The sequence below is a fragment of the Litoreibacter albidus genome (assembly GCF_900107015.1).
Classification (GTDB): domain Bacteria; phylum Pseudomonadota; class Alphaproteobacteria; order Rhodobacterales; family Rhodobacteraceae; genus Litoreibacter; species Litoreibacter albidus.
Genome location: NZ_FNOI01000001.1, coordinates 437,955 through 452,303 on the forward strand (window position 1 = coordinate 437,955; position 14,349 = coordinate 452,303).

At 57.3% G+C, this 14,349-nt stretch carries 17 protein-coding genes; 4 read left to right on the forward strand and 13 right to left on the reverse strand.

The window, feature by feature from the left end; genetic code table 11:
- Position 1: 1 nt before the first annotated feature.
- The 6 genes from tpiA to rimK all read right to left on the reverse strand — a co-directional run bounded on the left by tpiA (position 2) and on the right by rimK (position 4,041).
- Positions 2 to 754, reverse strand: a complete 753-nt coding sequence (gene tpiA / locus BLW66_RS02200; RefSeq protein WP_089944359.1) for a triose-phosphate isomerase — start codon at positions 752 to 754, stop codon at positions 2 to 4.
- Between the two features lie 13 nt (positions 755 to 767).
- The gene (locus BLW66_RS02205; protein ID WP_342027809.1) at positions 768 to 1,085 is read right to left on the reverse strand and encodes a TfoX/Sxy family protein; all 318 of its coding nucleotides are present in this window, start codon (positions 1,083 to 1,085) and stop codon (positions 768 to 770) included.
- Between the two features lie 2 nt (positions 1,086 to 1,087).
- The gene (locus tag BLW66_RS02210; RefSeq protein WP_089944365.1) at positions 1,088 to 1,450 is read right to left on the reverse strand and encodes a HesB/IscA family protein; all 363 of its coding nucleotides are present in this window, start codon (positions 1,448 to 1,450) and stop codon (positions 1,088 to 1,090) included.
- Complete coding sequence (locus BLW66_RS02215; RefSeq protein WP_089944368.1) at positions 1,450 to 1,812, reverse strand: SUF system Fe-S cluster assembly protein; 363 nt, start codon at positions 1,810 to 1,812, stop codon at positions 1,450 to 1,452. Before BLW66_RS02215 ends, BLW66_RS02210 begins: the two co-directional genes overlap by 1 nt.
- Before the next feature lie 139 nt (positions 1,813 to 1,951).
- The gene (locus BLW66_RS02220) at positions 1,952 to 2,644 is read right to left on the reverse strand and encodes a lysozyme family protein (RefSeq protein ID WP_089944372.1); all 693 of its coding nucleotides are present in this window, start codon (positions 2,642 to 2,644) and stop codon (positions 1,952 to 1,954) included.
- On the reverse strand, positions 2,641 to 4,041 hold the full coding sequence (gene rimK, locus BLW66_RS02225; RefSeq protein WP_089944377.1) for a 30S ribosomal protein S6--L-glutamate ligase: 1,401 nt from the start codon (positions 4,039 to 4,041) through the stop codon (positions 2,641 to 2,643). Before rimK ends, BLW66_RS02220 begins: the two co-directional genes overlap by 4 nt.
- A 52-nt stretch (positions 4,042 to 4,093) precedes the next feature.
- Here rimK and tgt point away from each other — a divergent pair, with 52 nt between their 5' ends.
- Positions 4,094 to 5,224, forward strand: a complete 1,131-nt coding sequence (gene tgt / locus BLW66_RS02230; RefSeq protein ID WP_089944380.1) for a tRNA guanosine(34) transglycosylase Tgt — start codon at positions 4,094 to 4,096, stop codon at positions 5,222 to 5,224.
- Between the two features lie 3 nt (positions 5,225 to 5,227).
- Here tgt and BLW66_RS02235 read toward each other — a convergent pair whose 3' ends face one another.
- Both BLW66_RS02235 and BLW66_RS02240 read right to left on the reverse strand, forming a co-directional pair.
- The gene (locus tag BLW66_RS02235) at positions 5,228 to 5,725 is read right to left on the reverse strand and encodes a YcxB family protein (RefSeq protein ID WP_089944383.1); all 498 of its coding nucleotides are present in this window, start codon (positions 5,723 to 5,725) and stop codon (positions 5,228 to 5,230) included.
- Positions 5,726 to 5,783: 58 nt separating this feature from the next.
- A complete protein-coding gene (locus BLW66_RS02240) occupies positions 5,784 to 6,644 on the reverse strand; it encodes a hypothetical protein (protein ID WP_089944386.1) in 861 nt (286 codons plus the stop codon).
- A gap of 293 nt (positions 6,645 to 6,937) precedes the next feature.
- On the opposite strand from BLW66_RS02240, the gene lon reads away from it, so the two are divergent.
- Entirely contained in the window at positions 6,938 to 9,349 is a 2,412-nt protein-coding gene (gene lon, locus BLW66_RS02245; RefSeq protein WP_170833367.1) for an endopeptidase La, read from the forward strand.
- 57 nt (positions 9,350 to 9,406) lie between these two features.
- Here the strand turns inward: lon and BLW66_RS02250 are convergent, their stop codons facing one another.
- From BLW66_RS02250 to purB, 3 genes are all read right to left on the reverse strand, one after another.
- Positions 9,407 to 10,504 (reverse strand): FliG C-terminal domain-containing protein, encoded by a 1,098-nt coding sequence (locus BLW66_RS02250; RefSeq protein WP_170833368.1) that lies wholly within the window; start codon positions 10,502 to 10,504, stop codon positions 9,407 to 9,409.
- A 136-nt stretch (positions 10,505 to 10,640) separates the two neighbouring features.
- The gene (locus BLW66_RS17835; protein ID WP_170833369.1) at positions 10,641 to 10,796 is read right to left on the reverse strand and encodes a hypothetical protein; all 156 of its coding nucleotides are present in this window, start codon (positions 10,794 to 10,796) and stop codon (positions 10,641 to 10,643) included.
- 115 nt (positions 10,797 to 10,911) lie between these two features.
- Positions 10,912 to 12,213, reverse strand: a complete 1,302-nt coding sequence (gene purB, locus BLW66_RS02255; protein WP_089944393.1) for an adenylosuccinate lyase — start codon at positions 12,211 to 12,213, stop codon at positions 10,912 to 10,914.
- Between the two features lie 222 nt (positions 12,214 to 12,435).
- Between purB and BLW66_RS02260 the strand changes: the two genes are divergently transcribed.
- A complete protein-coding gene (locus BLW66_RS02260) occupies positions 12,436 to 12,867 on the forward strand; it encodes a DUF6314 family protein (protein WP_089944396.1) in 432 nt (143 codons plus the stop codon).
- Between the two features lie 10 nt (positions 12,868 to 12,877).
- Here BLW66_RS02260 and BLW66_RS02265 read toward each other — a convergent pair whose 3' ends face one another.
- Both BLW66_RS02265 and BLW66_RS02270 read right to left on the reverse strand, forming a co-directional pair.
- Positions 12,878 to 13,558, reverse strand: coding sequence for a helix-turn-helix transcriptional regulator (locus tag BLW66_RS02265; RefSeq protein WP_089944401.1), 681 nt, complete (start codon positions 13,556 to 13,558; stop codon positions 12,878 to 12,880).
- Between the two features lie 18 nt (positions 13,559 to 13,576).
- Positions 13,577 to 13,894 (reverse strand): antibiotic biosynthesis monooxygenase family protein, encoded by a 318-nt coding sequence (locus BLW66_RS02270; protein WP_089944404.1) that lies wholly within the window; start codon positions 13,892 to 13,894, stop codon positions 13,577 to 13,579.
- A gap of 231 nt (positions 13,895 to 14,125) precedes the next feature.
- Here BLW66_RS02270 and BLW66_RS02275 point away from each other — a divergent pair, with 231 nt between their 5' ends.
- Positions 14,126 to 14,338: a twin-arginine translocase TatA/TatE family subunit gene (locus BLW66_RS02275; RefSeq protein WP_089944407.1), complete on the forward strand. Its 213-nt coding sequence runs from the start codon at positions 14,126 to 14,128 to the stop codon at positions 14,336 to 14,338.
- Positions 14,339 to 14,349 lie beyond the last annotated feature (11 nt).

Here is a 14,349-nt window from a genome sequence, read left to right on the forward strand (position 1 = left end):
TTTATACGGCGTCTTCCAAGGCCTTGATGATGCCGGAAAAATCCTCCGCCTTTAGCGAAGCCCCGCCAACCAGTGCGCCGTCGACATTCGACACTGCGAAGATATCGGATGCGTTCGACGGCTTTACCGAGCCACCATAAAGCAAGCGCATGGAGCGCGCGACGCCCTCACCGTAGCGGGTTTCCAGCTTGGTGCGGATGAAGTCATGCACCTCGCCGATCTGGCCGAGAGTTGGAACCTTTCCGGTACCGATTGCCCAAATTGGTTCATAGGCGATAACCGTGTTTTCACCCGTCAGAACGTCGGGTAGGGAGCCCGCGAGTTGACCCGCGAGGATATCTAACGTGTTGGCCGCTTCGCGTTCTTCCAAGGTCTCACCAATGCAGATGACGACTTTCAACCCCGCTGCCAAGGCGGCGCGCGCTTTGGCGCGAACGTCGTCATCGCTCTCGTTGTGATCTTCGCGGCGTTCCGAATGGCCAAGGATCACGTGCGACGCGCCTGCGTCTTTGAGCATGGCCGCCGAAATGTCGCCCGTGTGTGCACCGTTTTGCGCCGCGTGGCAGTCTTGTCCAGCTACGGCTAACGGATGCGTGGATGCGGTCACGACCATCGGTGTGATCAATGTGGCCGGTGGGGCAATCAAGATGTCGACACCAGGGGTGGGATGGGCCGCGCAAAGGGCCTCGACTTCGGCCAGTTGGGCGGACAGCCCGTTCATTTTCCAGTTACCGGCGGCAAGTTTGCGGCGCATAAATTTCTGTCCTTTAGAGGTGCTCCAAGGCGCGTGATGCAAATGCGCTGGCCTCGGATGGGTCGTCAAGAAACTGGTCGGGAAGCGACCAGTAGGGCATAGACGTCACTTTGCCGTCCTTGCGGGTGTAGGTCCAGCGCGTTCCGCCAAGGGCTTCAATTTCAGCAACAAATTCGCCCACTGCCTTAATAAACATCTGTCCGTCGGAATAGAGTAAAGCAAAAATTTGCCCGTCGGAATACAGGCAAAGCCCACCCATCATTTTGCGAGTTGTTACGTTTGGGATGTCGGCGAAAAGTTCGCGAGCGAAGGCGATATCCGCCTCGCTCACGCTCACTTTTGAAACAGGCTTTCGTCGAACTTAATCGACTCGCCGCACCCGCACGCTTCGGAGACGTTCGGGTTGTTGAACTTGAAGCCGCTTTCGAGCAGGCTGGTTTCGTAGTCGATTTCCGTGCCGAACAAAAACATCTGCGCCATAGGCGCGATGATGACGCGGGCGCCATTCTGCTCTACCACCTCGTCATTCGGGGCCACTTCGTCCACGTAGTCCATGGTGTATTCCATGCCAGCGCAGCCGCCCTTTTTGACGCCTATTTTCAATGCCTTATGCCCGTCGCGCTCCATCAGTTTTGCGATCTGGCTTGCGGCCTTATCGGTGATTGAGACGGCTTGTTTGCCGGGTATAGAAAACATTACATGAACCCCAATTCCAGACGTGCCTCGTCGGACATCATTTCCATGCCCCACGGCGGATCCCACGTGATATCAACGTCGACTTGTTTGACGCCCGCGAGCGGCTCCACGGCTTCAGCCAACCAGCCGGGCATCTCACCGGCAACAGGGCAGCCTGGGGCCGTTAGCGTCATGATGATTGACACTTCGTTTTGGTCCGTGATCTCGATCGTATAAATGAGACCCAAATCATAGATATTCACAGGTATTTCAGGGTCATAGACTGACCGACACGCCTCTACGACGCTGTCATAGAGGGGGTGATTGGTTGAGGACGGCTTAATCAGCGGCGCGCCTTCGAGGTGTTCAGTTGGCTGGTTCATATTCGTGCTCAGCATCCATAAGGGATAGTTGAGTAAAGATATAAGGATTGGCCGCGGCATCGTCCAGTGCTGCAGATGCACGATTTTGTGGTGATAGGGTCGCAGCCTTTATTATGTGGTGATAGGGTCGCAGCCTTTATTATGACGGGAAGAACTCGCGCATTCGGGCGTCAAAATACGCCCGTGTCAACGTTGCTCGGTTGCCAGCATATCCATCGTAGTGGCTTTTGCCTGATGAGGTCGGCAGGCCGGCCCAAATTTTGGCCAAATTGTTCATAAACCGTTTGCGAGACATGTGGCCGGATTGAAACTTTTGGAGCCCTGCATCCGCGAGCAGCAGATCGGCAAACACGTCTTGTACCTGGGGAGAGAAGCGCGTGTTGGCGGGCAGACCCGCGCGTCTGATAAGTACTCTTAGTGTGGACGGGATGAACTGATAGCGCCCAATCGCATGGGGCTGTCCAGGGGTGCGCTTGATCCATGCCAGTATCTGTCCAAGGCTGAGCTGGGTAGGGGGCTTTGGTGTTTTCGTCCTGGCCCCGACATGTACCGCGTCGTAGCCTTTTGGGCCCGCTTCTGCCAAGGCGATCAGCGATTTCAGGCGCGCGACGGGCGTGTTGCCGGCAACATGGGTTAACTCATACGTCGTAACGCGGGTGCGGCCGGAGCGTGCGCGCTCTACCGGATCGCCTGTGATCCAGTCCTTATTGCCGAAACTGCGCCATTTGGCGCGCTCTCGCAGGGAGTTGTCCAATTCATAGCGCGCCGACTGCCCATGCGCGGGGAGGGCGGCGGCAGACATCAGAGCAGCAATGAAAGCGCGGCGGATCATTTCGGTTTCTTACGTACCTTTTTCAGTGGCTCAGGGCGAACCCGCATTTCAATTTGGTCGAACAGCATCGCGGCAATGTTCTTGTGTGATGCTTTCTCAATGCCCTCAAGTCCGGGGGAGGAGTTGACCTCAAGCACCTTCGGCCCTTCAGAGGAGCGGAGCAGGTCCACGCCCGCGACGCCCAGTTTGAAGGCCTTTGCGGCGCGGGTCGCCACGTCGCGTTCTTCCTTGCTGATGCGCGTGACAGCTGCGGTGCCGCCCCTGTGCAGGTTCGATCTGAAGTCGTCCCCGTCCGATGTCCGTTTCATCGCGGCGACCACTTTGCCGCCGATCACCAGACAGCGAATATCCTCTCCTGCGGCCTCTTTTACGAAGTCCTGCACCAGAAAGTTTGCCTTCAACCCGCGGAAGGCGTCAATTACGCTTTCGGCGGCCTTCTTGGTTTCCGCTAGAACAACCCCTTTGCCTTGGGTGGATTCCAGAAGCTTCACGATAAGCGGGGCAGTGCCAACCAGATCCATCAGGTTCTTGGTGTCTTTCGGGGAAGCCGCAAAAGCCGTGGTTGGCATTCCGATACGGTGGCGAGCCAGAACCTGATGCGCATGCAATTTGTCCCGCGATGCGGCGATGCCCTCCGACCCGTTCACGCAGTAGGTGCCCAAGGTTTCGAACTGGCGCAGGACGGAACAGCCGTAGGTGGTGATGGACGCACCAATGCGCGGGATGACAGCGTCAAAGCGGGGCAAACGCTTTCCGTCGTAGTAAATCTCAGGGGCTTTGGCGTTGATCGCCATGTAGCAACGGGTTGTATCGATTACCTCGACAACGTGACCACGGGACTCGCCTTCGGACACGAGCTTGGCGGTGGAGTAATTGGTTTGCTCACGGGATAAGACTGCGATGCGCAACGCGCGGGCCTTGGTTACAGTGCGCAGCTTGGATGCAGTGTAGACATCATAGTTGAGCTCTGGCTGGCAGAACTGCTCCGCTGGGGCCACGACGGCGTTTTCGCGCAAGGCTTGGCGCCCCAGCAACATGCGGTAAGCCATCGACCCGCGATCCGTTAGGGTCACCTCAATGGGCCAGCTTTGTCCGCCAACGGCGATCGTGGTTTCGATGACGTAGCGCAACTCCGACTCGCCGTTGGAGGAAATAACGTCGCGGCGGTCGATGATCGGCGCGGAGCAAGTGATGATCAGCGATGTATTGCCCGGGATCGGGTGCACGGCAAAACGGACGTTGGGTTTTGCGGCAGACCCGAAGGCTTCGATGTCGAAGGCGTGCAGCGCAGATGTTTTAGCGCCCGTGTCGACCTTGGCCTTGATGGCGGGCAATGACAGGTCCGGCAGCCCCAGCCATTCTTCCCAACCGAGTTTTAGCGTGGAATCGATGTTCATTTTCCGCTGTCTCCCTTGCGCAGAACTCGCTTTTACCCCTAAAGCCAACCGCATGACACAAAGATTTCAGTTTGACCTTCATGCCACAGACGGTAAGGCCCGCACCGGCGTTATTTCCACCCCGCGCGGCGAAATCCGGACGCCGGCCTTCATGCCGGTCGGAACAGCCGCGACCGTAAAAGCGATGATGCCCGAAAGTGTCCGCGCGACAGGTGCCGACATTTTGCTGGGCAATACTTATCATCTGATGCTGCGTCCGACGGCCGAGCGCATTGCGCGGTTGGGCGGTCTGCATAAATTCATGAACTGGGATCGTCCGATCCTGACGGACAGCGGTGGTTTCCAAGTGATGAGCCTCGCCGAGTTGCGCAAGCTGACCGAAGAGGGTGTGACGTTCAAATCCCATATCGACGGGTCCAAGCATGTGCTGACACCAGAGCGGTCGATGGAAATCCAAAAGCTGCTGGGGTCGGACATCGTCATGTGTTTCGACGAATGCCCCGCACTGCCTGCCGACCGCGCGCGTATAGAGGAGAGCATGCAGCTTTCCATGCGTTGGGCGGCACGCTCTCGCGAAGCCTTCGGGGACCGCCCCGGCCATGCGTTGTTCGGCATTCAGCAAGGCGGGCTGGAGCAGGACTTCCGCGAAGAGAGCGCCAAGGCGCTGACAGACATCGGGTTTGAGGGCTACGCCGTCGGTGGTCTTGCTGTGGGCGAGGGGCAGGAGTCCATGTTCGCTTGCTTGGACTACGCGCCGGATCAACTGCCGACCGATAAGCCGCGCTACCTCATGGGGGTGGGTAAGCCTGATGACATCGTCGGCGCGGTGGAGCGTGGTATCGACATGTTCGATTGTGTCTTGCCGTCGCGGTCCGGTCGGACGGGGCAAGCGTTCACACGGCGCGGCGTGGTGAACATTAAGAACGCGCGGCACACCGACGATCCGCGGCCGCTAGATGAGGCGTGCACATGCCCGTGCTGTGCGCAGTACTCGCGCGCCTACCTTCATCACGTCTTCAAGTCCCACGAGATGATCTCATCCATGTTGGTGACTTGGCACAATCTGCACTACTATCAAGAGCTGATGGCAGGCTTGCGCGGTGCTATCGCACGCGCTGATCTGGCGGGATTTGTGAAGACATTTCATGAGACACGGGCGCTGGGCGACATAGAACCGGTTTAGTATTCAGGTCCAGCGCATCTTCGCGCGCGGCAGGTTGGCGGTGATAACTTCGCGAAGGGCTTCTAGCTGGAAGTCGTCCTCACACGCGCGTTTCGGGATGATCGACAGGCCACGCAGCGGCATCATGAGGAAAAAATAATCCGGCGTTTCGGCGTATTTGGTGAAAATGCTCCACGGCACAGTTGACTGACCTTCAGCGGACCGTGTCTCGACGTTGTCGGCTGAGAACGTTGCCGTGATCGGGGCGCTGTATTTGACCATCCTGCGGTAGCGTCGCCGCCAAAAAATGTTTCGCAAAACTGTGAGTGCCGCGAAAATCGCCGCCGCTGCGATGCAGAGCCAGCCGATAGCCATGCCCCAAATAAGGATGCTTGTACCGGTGATGAGCAGGAGGGCGACGATCACCCAATTCCCGAAATCACCAATGCCCTTGTAAGACCAATAAGCACGGGCGGCGTGCATGAATTCCGTTTCGTCGATTTGGTAGTTCAGTGTTGTCATGGCGCGAGGACATACAGAATTTGGGCCAGCTGCGCCATAGTGGGTATTGGGCGCGGTGCTACTCTGCGCCCACCAAGCTTGGCTTTCGGATGCCGTAGGTCTCACTGTAACGCTTATCGAGGATCTCAATCAGCTTGTCATATTGATAGCCTAGTGCGTCGTCGAACCAACGCTCCACAAGGCTACCTATTTTTAGGCCCGCGCGTTCTTCCACGAAGGATATGAAGCAGCTGTCGCGGTCTAAAACTGTGCAGCGAAGGGAGAATATGCCGTCAACGACCGTGCCGTCCGCCTCTGTGCCTTGGAAGAAGAAGCGGCAGGAAGATGGGAAATCGCGCTCTAGAAACGTGAGCGTGTATTGTGCCGCGCGGTCTTTGCGGCCTTTAAACGTGACGTGCACGGTGTCGGGGTCTTCGTCATCTTCGTCGTAGTGCGCCATCATGCCGGTGCAGTGGTCGCCCGGCTCTGCGGCGCCGGGCACGACGTGACGCCAAACCAAACGGGCAGGGTAGGAGATGTGACCGGAGTGGCGATCACGCCATGTCGTCTCTGACCCGATTTTTTGCGACACCCTACCGTTTAAAGCCGCGCCAATCGCCATTGATAGCAAGCTCCAGAACGCTATCCCGACAGCCCAAAGCCAAAAGCTACTCAGCGTCGGCGCGCTAAAATACAAAAATGCTGCGGTTATCAATGCTGCCATGCCGGTAATTTCCAGCAGTCCGCGCCACTGGGGCGCGATTATGTAAACGCCAGCGGCGAGCAGTGCCAAGAGCATCGCCGTTACCGCAAACGCGCCCACGTAGCTCGCCATCGACAGGCCCGCGCCCGAGAGCGACAACTCTGTCATGACAAAGAGAGCGACGCCGCCGGAAAACATGGCGAAGCGGCGGTAGTGTCTTAGGAAAAGTGCAAGCATCAAGATCGGCCTGTAACAGTTGGGTCACTTATTATCTTTCCTTTGTGCCGAGGCATTGGGGCATGAGTGAGGCTGGATTTTGCGTTTCCAAAGGCTACTTTTTGAGTGATACGAACCAAAATTACGTGCTGATCCGCTTGTATCCGTTGCGTGGCACGTTCACACTGGCGTCAACCAAAACGGTGTAAGGTTGAAAGAGGTGTGGGGCGGCCCCACTTCTGAGTCCGATACCGGAGATTGCCCAACGGTTGCTGCAAATGTGGGGCCATGGCGATCTTGCCAAAAAGGAAAAAATGATGACCGAGCAAACGACCCTTTCTTTCCCAGTTCTGCCGCTGCGCGACATTGTGGTGTTTCCGCATATGATCGTGCCGCTGTTCGTGGGCCGAGACAAATCCGTGCGCGCCTTGGAAGAGGTGATGAAAGACGACAAGCAAATCCTTCTGTCGAGCCAGATGGACCCCTCCGAGGATGATCCGTCGGCCGACGGCATCTACGAAGTCGGTGTGCTCGCCAACGTCTTGCAGCTTCTGAAACTGCCTGACGGGACTGTGAAGGTCCTCGTCGAAGGTCGTTCCCGCGTGAAAATCGTGGAATACGTTGAAAACGAAAGCTTCTTTGAAGCGCGCGCTGTTGAGCTTGAAGAAACCGTGGGTGACGAAGCAACGGTTCAGGCGCTGACCCGCACTGTCGGCGAAGAGTTCGAGCGCTACGCAAAAGTCAAAAAGAACATTCCTGAAGAGGCGTTGGCCTCTGTCGCGGACACTGACGCGGCGGACAAGCTTGCCGATCTGGTGGGCGGGCATTTGGGTGTTGAAGTGCACCAAAAACAGGAACTTCTGGAGACGCTCTCCGTGGCTGATCGCCTCGAGAAAGTCTACGGGCTAATGCAGGGCGAGATGTCCGTTTTGCAGGTCGAGAAGAAGATCAAATCCCGCGTTAAAAACCAGATGGAGCGCACGCAGCGCGAGTACTATCTGAATGAGCAGATGAAAGCCATTCAGAAGGAACTTGGCGACGGTGAAGAGGGCCAAAACGAGGTCGCTGAGCTTGAAGCGAAAATCGCGAAAACCAAACTGTCAAAAGAGGCCAAAGAGAAGGTCGACGCCGAGGTCAAAAAGCTCAAGAACATGAGCCCGATGTCCGCCGAAGCCACCGTTGTGCGCAACTACCTGGATTGGATTTTGGGTATCCCGTGGGGCGTCACGTCTCGCGTCAAGAAAGACTTGGCGAAGGCTGAGGCGATCTTGGATGATGATCACTACGGCCTTGAAAAGGTTAAAGAACGTATCGTTGAGTACCTCGCTGTTCAGCAACGGTCCAAGAAGCTCAAAGGCCCTATCATGTGCCTTGTGGGGCCTCCGGGCGTGGGTAAGACGTCGCTTGGGAAATCCGTGGCGAAGGCCACTGGCCGTGAGTTCATTCGCATCTCCCTCGGGGGTGTGCGCGACGAATCCGAGATCCGTGGTCACCGTCGGACCTACATCGGATCCATGCCGGGTAAGATCATTCAGGCGTTGAAGAAGGCGAAAACCACAAACCCGCTTATCTTGCTCGATGAGATCGACAAGATGGGGCAAGACTTCCGTGGCGACCCCGCGTCTGCCATGCTTGAGGTGCTTGATCCGGAGCAAAACGGCACGTTCGTCGACCACTATCTTGAGGTGGAATACGACCTGTCCAACGTAATGTTCCTGACCACGGCGAACAGCTACAACATGCCGGGGCCGCTTCTTGACCGGATGGAGATCATTCCGCTTGCTGGGTATACCGAGGATGAGAAGGCCGAGATTGCGAAGCAGCATTTGATTGCCAAGCAGGTCAAAAACCACGGTCTCAAAAAAGGTGAGTTCGAGCTGACTGATGAGGCGCTTCAGGAGATGATCCGCACGTACACACGTGAGGCGGGCGTTCGAAATTTGGAGCGTGAAATCGGCAAGTTGGCGCGTAAGGCGGTCACAAAGATCGTGCGCAAGGCGGAAACGTCCATCAAGATCACGCCGGAAAATCTCGACGACTACCTTGGCGTCAAGAAGTACCGCTACGGGTTGGCTGAGCAGGACGACCAGATTGGTGTTGTCACGGGACTGGCTTACACGTCAGTCGGTGGCGAGCTGCTGTCGATCGAAGCGCTGCGCCTGCCGGGCAAGGGTCGGATGAAAACCACCGGTAAGCTGGGTGATGTGATGAAGGAATCGATTGATGCAGCGTCGTCTTACGTGCGCTCCATCTCGCCGTCGATCGGGGTCAAACCCCCGACCTTCGACAAGATCGACATCCACGTTCACGTCCCGGACGGGGCAACCCCGAAGGACGGCCCGTCAGCAGGTTTGGCCATGGTGACGTCAATCGTGTCCGTGCTGACTAAAATTCCAGTGCGCAAAGACATCGCCATGACCGGTGAGGTCTCCTTGCGCGGGAACGCAATGCCAATCGGCGGCTTGAAAGAGAAGCTGCTGGCGGCGCTACGTGGTGGCATCAAGACTGTGCTGATCCCTGCAGAGAACGAGAAAGATCTGCCGGATATCCCTGAGAACGTGAAAGCGGGCCTGAAGATCATTCCCGTGCGCCACGTCTCGGAGGTGTTAAAGCTGGCCCTGATCGAAGAACCTGAAGCGATTGAGTGGGATGAGGCAGCTGAAGAAGCCGCCGCAGCAGCACTCGCGGCTAAAGGCAGCTCCTCTTCGAGCGCGATTGCGCATTAAACCACGCTGCACGTAAAACTAGGGAAGGGCGGTCCGGTCGGGCCGCCCTTTCGCGTTTCAAGTGGCATCCTCTTCCTCTACCACTAGCAACATGATGTCTCCGCTTTCCTCTAGCTGGCGGATAGCGGCGGTAAGCTTGCCCATGGCTGTCTCTGCAATCTTGCCGGTGGGCGTCGGCAATTCCTCAAGCTCCTCGCGGATCGCATCGGCCATACGTTTGGACAGGTTCTCTAGAATGAACTCCACAACAGCGGAATGTTCCGCCATGCCGGCCTTCAGTGCTGCGTTCAGCTCCTCGCCTGGCAACACGCGAATGATGGCCGGTATGTCCGTCGGTTTGAGACGGGTCAGGATGTCGGCGAAGGTAAAGATTGCCTTGCGCACCTGTGCGGCAAAGACGGTGTCGAGCGCGTCCAAAGCGTCCAGCACGGCATCGCGCTGCGCCGATCCGGCGGCGTTAAGCAAGGAGGCTGCGCGCGCGACGGGCTTGGCGGTGAAAGCGCCGCCATCGCTGTTGGCCCCGTCGCTGTCCAAAATGGTTTGCGCTACAATGTCTACCGTGTCGGTGGTCACTGCACTGGTCTCAGATATAGCGAATGTCACGGCGTTTGCCGTTTCAATCTCTAGAATCTCCATCACATCGCTTGATGCGGAAGCTGGCAGTTTTGAAAGGATGATGGCCCCGACACGGGGGCTTTCGGCCGCGACCCGCTGCGCAAGCTCCTCTGGTGGGAGGTCCGCGATCAGTTCCCACGTATTTTTGGGGAGGGTCGGGCTATGTATTTGGCGCATGCGTTCCAGCAAGCTGTCGCTCAGGTTGCCTTCAAGCGCGTCCAGTGCCGCCGACGTGTCGACTGGAAAGCTAAGCCCGTGCGCGTCCAGATGCGCCGCGAATTCGGTCAGTACCTTGGCGACCGTGGCTTTATTGATGGGCCCCATGGAGGCGTAGACGCGCGCAAGATGGACCTGAGTGGCTTCCGACATGACGGATAGCGGTATCGCGCCGCCTGAATGCAGGATCATCTGCACGATGACGGCGGCCTTCTGGGCGCCGTTCAATTTGATAGGGGTGTCGGACCCATCGAAGGCGAACGCCGTCGTGGCGATCTTGCCCCCAATTCCAAAGCCCGCGCCCCCACGCGGTTGTGCAACCATGTTCATGGCAATCCCATCCCTCTATTCACTTCGCAAGGTCCAATAGAGGCGGGTGATCTTAACGGATGGTAACAGTCGCCACGGTGATTGATCGCGTATTAATTCAAATACGCAAAATTTGGATCATTGGGCGTCTCTAACCCGTGGGCTGTGCGACGCAGATACCTTTATCGGCATCCCATGTGGCGCCAGCCTGACACGTTGCGGCCTGTTTGTGTTGGCCATACACGCACTCTGCGGCGGCGACTGTCGGCGATAGTGCCAAGGCCAAAGCTGTCAGATAGATTTTCATTTGAGCGTACCTCCTGTTGAGCAATACGCCGCAAGGATAGCACAGGTTGGCCTAAAACCAAAAACGCCCGCACATTTGGCGGGCGTTTGTCCGATGTCTTTCAGGTTCGGCGGGCTTAGCCGAAGACGCGTTTGAAGATCGTATCGACGTGCTTGGTGTGGTAGCCGAGGTCGAATTTTTCCTCAATTTCGTCTGCCGACAGGGCTTTCAACACGTCTGCGTCGGCCAAAAGTTCGGTTTTGAAGTCCTTGCCTTCTTCCCAAACCTTCATCGCGTTGCGCTGCACCAGCTTGTAGCTGTCTTCGCGCGACACGCCCGCTTGTGTCAGGGCCAGCAAAACACGTTGCGACATGACCAAGCCACGGAATTTATTCATGTTGGCCAACATGTTGTCAGGGTAGATCACCAGTTTCTCGATCACACCTGTCAGGCGTGCCAGTGCGAAGTCGAGCGTGATGGTGGTGTCCGGCCCGATGTTGCGCTCCACGGAGGAGTGGGAGATGTCGCGCTCATGCCACAGGGCTACGTTCTCCATCGCAGGGACAACCGCCATGCGGACCAGACGGGCGAGGCCAGTCAGGTTTTCTGTCAGCACAGGGTTGCGCTTGTGTGGCATCGCGGAGGAACCTTTTTGCCCCTTGGAGAAGAACTCTTCGGCTTCCAGTACTTCGGTGCGCTGCATGTGGCGAATCTCGGTAGAGATGTTTTCAATCGAGGAGCCAACAACGCCGAGTGCTGCGAAGAATGCGGCGTGGCGGTCGCGCGGGATGACTTGGGTGCTGACAGGCTCCGGCTTCAGGCCGAGTTGCTCACAAACATGCTCTTCCACGGACGGATCGATATTGGCAAAGGTACCGACAGCGCCAGAAATGGCCCCAGTCGCGATTTCTTCACGGGCGACTTCCAGGCGACGCTTGTTACGGTCCATTTCAGCATAGAAGCGCGCGAAGGTCAGGCCCATGGTCGTTGGCTCCGCGTGGATCCCGTGGGAGCGGCCGATGCGCACTGTCATCTTGTGCTCCAGCGCGCGGGTCTTCAGTGCGGCCAAGAGTTTGTCCATTTGCGCCAGCAGCAAATCCGCCGCGCGCACCAGTTGCACGTTGAACGTGGTGTCTAATACGTCGGAGGAGGTGAGGCCCTGATGAACGAAACGGGCTTCGTCGTTGCCAATGATCTCGGCCAGATGCGTGAGAAATGCGATGACGTCGTGCTTGGTGACTGCTTCGATTTCGTCAATGCGCGCGACGTTGAATTCAACGTTTTTGGCTTTCCAGACGGCGGCGGCATTCTCGGCGGGGATCACGCCGATTTTGGCCATCGCGTCGCAGGCATGGGCCTCGATCTCGTACCAGATGCGGAACTTGGTCTCAGGTGACCAGATGGCAACCATCTCGGGGCGGGAATAGCGAGGGATCATGTCTAGCGCTTTCAAAATTTATGTGGCAGGTGCGGCGGTCTTAAACTGACGTAGCGCAAGGAACAACCGCAGATGGTGCCCTGAGACAGGGCGTCGCTGACCGTCCCGCGTATTTTGTGCTATACTTAGTTGTAACGCCGCGCCGCTAGGCACGCAGAAGTCACCGGAGATGCCAGCAGTGGCATTAACAAAATCGCCAATCATGAGGTGTAAGAGGATCGCATGCTCAAGGGATTGAACCAATTTGAGGGTGAGTGGCAACTCACCCGTATCATCAAAGACCGCCGCAACGACGTCGAAGGGCGCTTGTCAGGGATTGCTACGTTTACCCCGAGTGCGCCGCTGGAGTTGCAGTACGAAGAGGAAGGCGAGCTTGTCTACGGGCAACAGCCCAGCATGATCGCCACCCGTCGCTACATATGGCGCGGGTTTGAGGGGGAGCATGCGTCCAAGATTGCCGTCGCATTTGAAGACGGCAGCCCGTTTCATGTCATCGCGCTTGACCGCTCTATGCCCGATGATGATCACCAGTGCGATCCCGATTTCTATCATGTCAGCTACGATTTTACCGCGTGGCCGGAGTGGGAAGCCGTTTGGCGCGTTGTTGGCCCGTCCAAGGATTATCGCATGATATCAAGGTACAAACGGATGTAATGGCGATAGGTTAGGTGGAGGTTTCCCGGGCATGTAGGTCTGCCAGTGATTTTCCGCGCTCCTCAACGAACAACTCTGCCAAAGGCTTGAGAGCGCGAATACGGTCGGCGCGAAACATTCTGAAGTCACCACGCAACTCGCACCACGCGGACACAGTCCAGACCCGCCCCCAGTACTCCATCTGTAGCGGCCGGATGATCCGCTCACTGGGGGTGTCGTCGGCGGTGGCGTAGGTGATCGATAGCTTCTGGCGCGACCGGATTGCAGTGCGCAACTGCGGCATGAACCTGAAGCCCCCAGCTGCGTCCTTGAACGGGTAGACCGCGAAACCCCAACCTGTGGGCGGGGTGGTTCGGTCCTCAGGCAGCACGGCGTCGATCTTGGCAGAGAGGCTTTGCGCAGCGCGTTGCAACTCTTGATCCGCAACTTCCCCCACAATGGCCATGCCAAGGTGCAAAGCTTCCAGCTCCACGAGTGTCAAATTCAGCGGGGGCAGGGTGATCGGGGCGGTCATCATGTAGCCCATGCCCCGCTCCCCTGCGACGGGTACGCCGGAAAGCTGCAACGTTTCCATGTCGCGATAAACGGTACGCACCGACACCTCAAGCTGCCGCGCCAAGTCCTCGGCGCGGTGCAGGCGACCATCCCTAAGAAGCAGGATCAGATCGAAAAGGCGGTCGGTTCTTCTCATGGGCGCATCATTGGTGGGTCATGGGGCTGCCATAAAAACGGTCTCGTGGCGCATCTCTAACGTTTCGTGGTTCAACGCTTCGCCCATATCTGGCGCGAAATCCTGTTGATTAAAGCTCGTTTGCGCGTTCTTCGCGCTGGCAGCGTCCGCCCACAAAATGTGATCGGTCCAGCGACCATCCGGTCCGCGTGTGACGTGCCGCCCTAGAAATCCTGGCAGATCGTCGACCCAGCTTTGGGTGGCGCGAAGGACCGCGAGAAATGCGCCCTCATCCGTGCCATCCTTCAATGCGAAGGTCACGATTTCAGCAACCTGCGGTTGGGCGTTCTGGGTCATGGGGAAGCTCCTTGAATGATTCTGTTTCGATATGAGCTTTGTGGCACCCCACAACTGACATAAACCTGTCAGGAGTCTTTGCGCAAGCGCAGCATCGCGGCATTTGGTGGCGTTTTCCCCGCACCAGCGGCGTTTTGCGCCTTTTCCCCAACCGTGCGAGGCCCTAGATAGGAAGATAGATACACGCATCCGCGCTCGATTTTCGTATGCGCGACCAAGGGAGACTAACTCATGTTGAACAATATTGGATTGCCAGGCCTGCTGCTGATTGCAGTTGTTGTGCTGGTGCTTTTCGGTCGTGGCAAAATTTCCGGCCTGATGGGCGAAGTTGGCAAAGGCATCACTGCTTTCAAAAAGGGCGTCGATGACAGCACCAAAGAGCTCGACGAGGCCGACGTTGCAGTGAAAGACGTCACCCCCGAAGAAGAAAAAGACAAAGCCTGATTTTCGTGAGT

Excerpts from the sequence above, each read along its gene's own strand:
- tpiA (WP_089944359.1), bottom strand. The coding sequence starts at position 754 with ATGCGCCGCAAACTTGCCGCCGGTAACTGGAAAATGAACGGGCTGTCC.
- BLW66_RS02210 (WP_089944365.1), bottom strand. The coding sequence starts at position 1,450 with ATGTTTTCTATACCCGGCAAACAAGCCGTCTCAATCACCGATAAGGCC.
- BLW66_RS02215 (WP_089944368.1), bottom strand. The coding sequence starts at position 1,812 with ATGAACCAGCCAACTGAACACCTCGAAGGCGCGCCGCTGATTAAGCCG.
- BLW66_RS02220 (WP_089944372.1), bottom strand. The coding sequence starts at position 2,644 with ATGATCCGCCGCGCTTTCATTGCTGCTCTGATGTCTGCCGCCGCCCTC.
- rimK (WP_089944377.1), bottom strand. The coding sequence starts at position 4,041 with ATGAACATCGATTCCACGCTAAAACTCGGTTGGGAAGAATGGCTGGGG.
- tgt (WP_089944380.1), top strand. The coding sequence starts at position 4,094 with ATGACACAAAGATTTCAGTTTGACCTTCATGCCACAGACGGTAAGGCC.
- BLW66_RS02235 (WP_089944383.1), bottom strand. The coding sequence starts at position 5,725 with ATGACAACACTGAACTACCAAATCGACGAAACGGAATTCATGCACGCC.
- BLW66_RS02240 (WP_089944386.1), bottom strand. The coding sequence starts at position 6,644 with ATGCTTGCACTTTTCCTAAGACACTACCGCCGCTTCGCCATGTTTTCC.
- lon (WP_170833367.1), top strand. The coding sequence starts at position 6,938 with ATGATGACCGAGCAAACGACCCTTTCTTTCCCAGTTCTGCCGCTGCGC.
- BLW66_RS02250 (WP_170833368.1), bottom strand. The coding sequence starts at position 10,504 with ATGGTTGCACAACCGCGTGGGGGCGCGGGCTTTGGAATTGGGGGCAAG.
- BLW66_RS17835 (WP_170833369.1), bottom strand. The coding sequence starts at position 10,796 with ATGAAAATCTATCTGACAGCTTTGGCCTTGGCACTATCGCCGACAGTC.
- purB (WP_089944393.1), bottom strand. The coding sequence starts at position 12,213 with ATGATCCCTCGCTATTCCCGCCCCGAGATGGTTGCCATCTGGTCACCT.
- BLW66_RS02260 (WP_089944396.1), top strand. The coding sequence starts at position 12,436 with ATGCTCAAGGGATTGAACCAATTTGAGGGTGAGTGGCAACTCACCCGT.
- BLW66_RS02265 (WP_089944401.1), bottom strand. The coding sequence starts at position 13,558 with ATGAGAAGAACCGACCGCCTTTTCGATCTGATCCTGCTTCTTAGGGAT.
- BLW66_RS02270 (WP_089944404.1), bottom strand. The coding sequence starts at position 13,894 with ATGACCCAGAACGCCCAACCGCAGGTTGCTGAAATCGTGACCTTCGCA.
- BLW66_RS02275 (WP_089944407.1), top strand. The coding sequence starts at position 14,126 with ATGTTGAACAATATTGGATTGCCAGGCCTGCTGCTGATTGCAGTTGTT.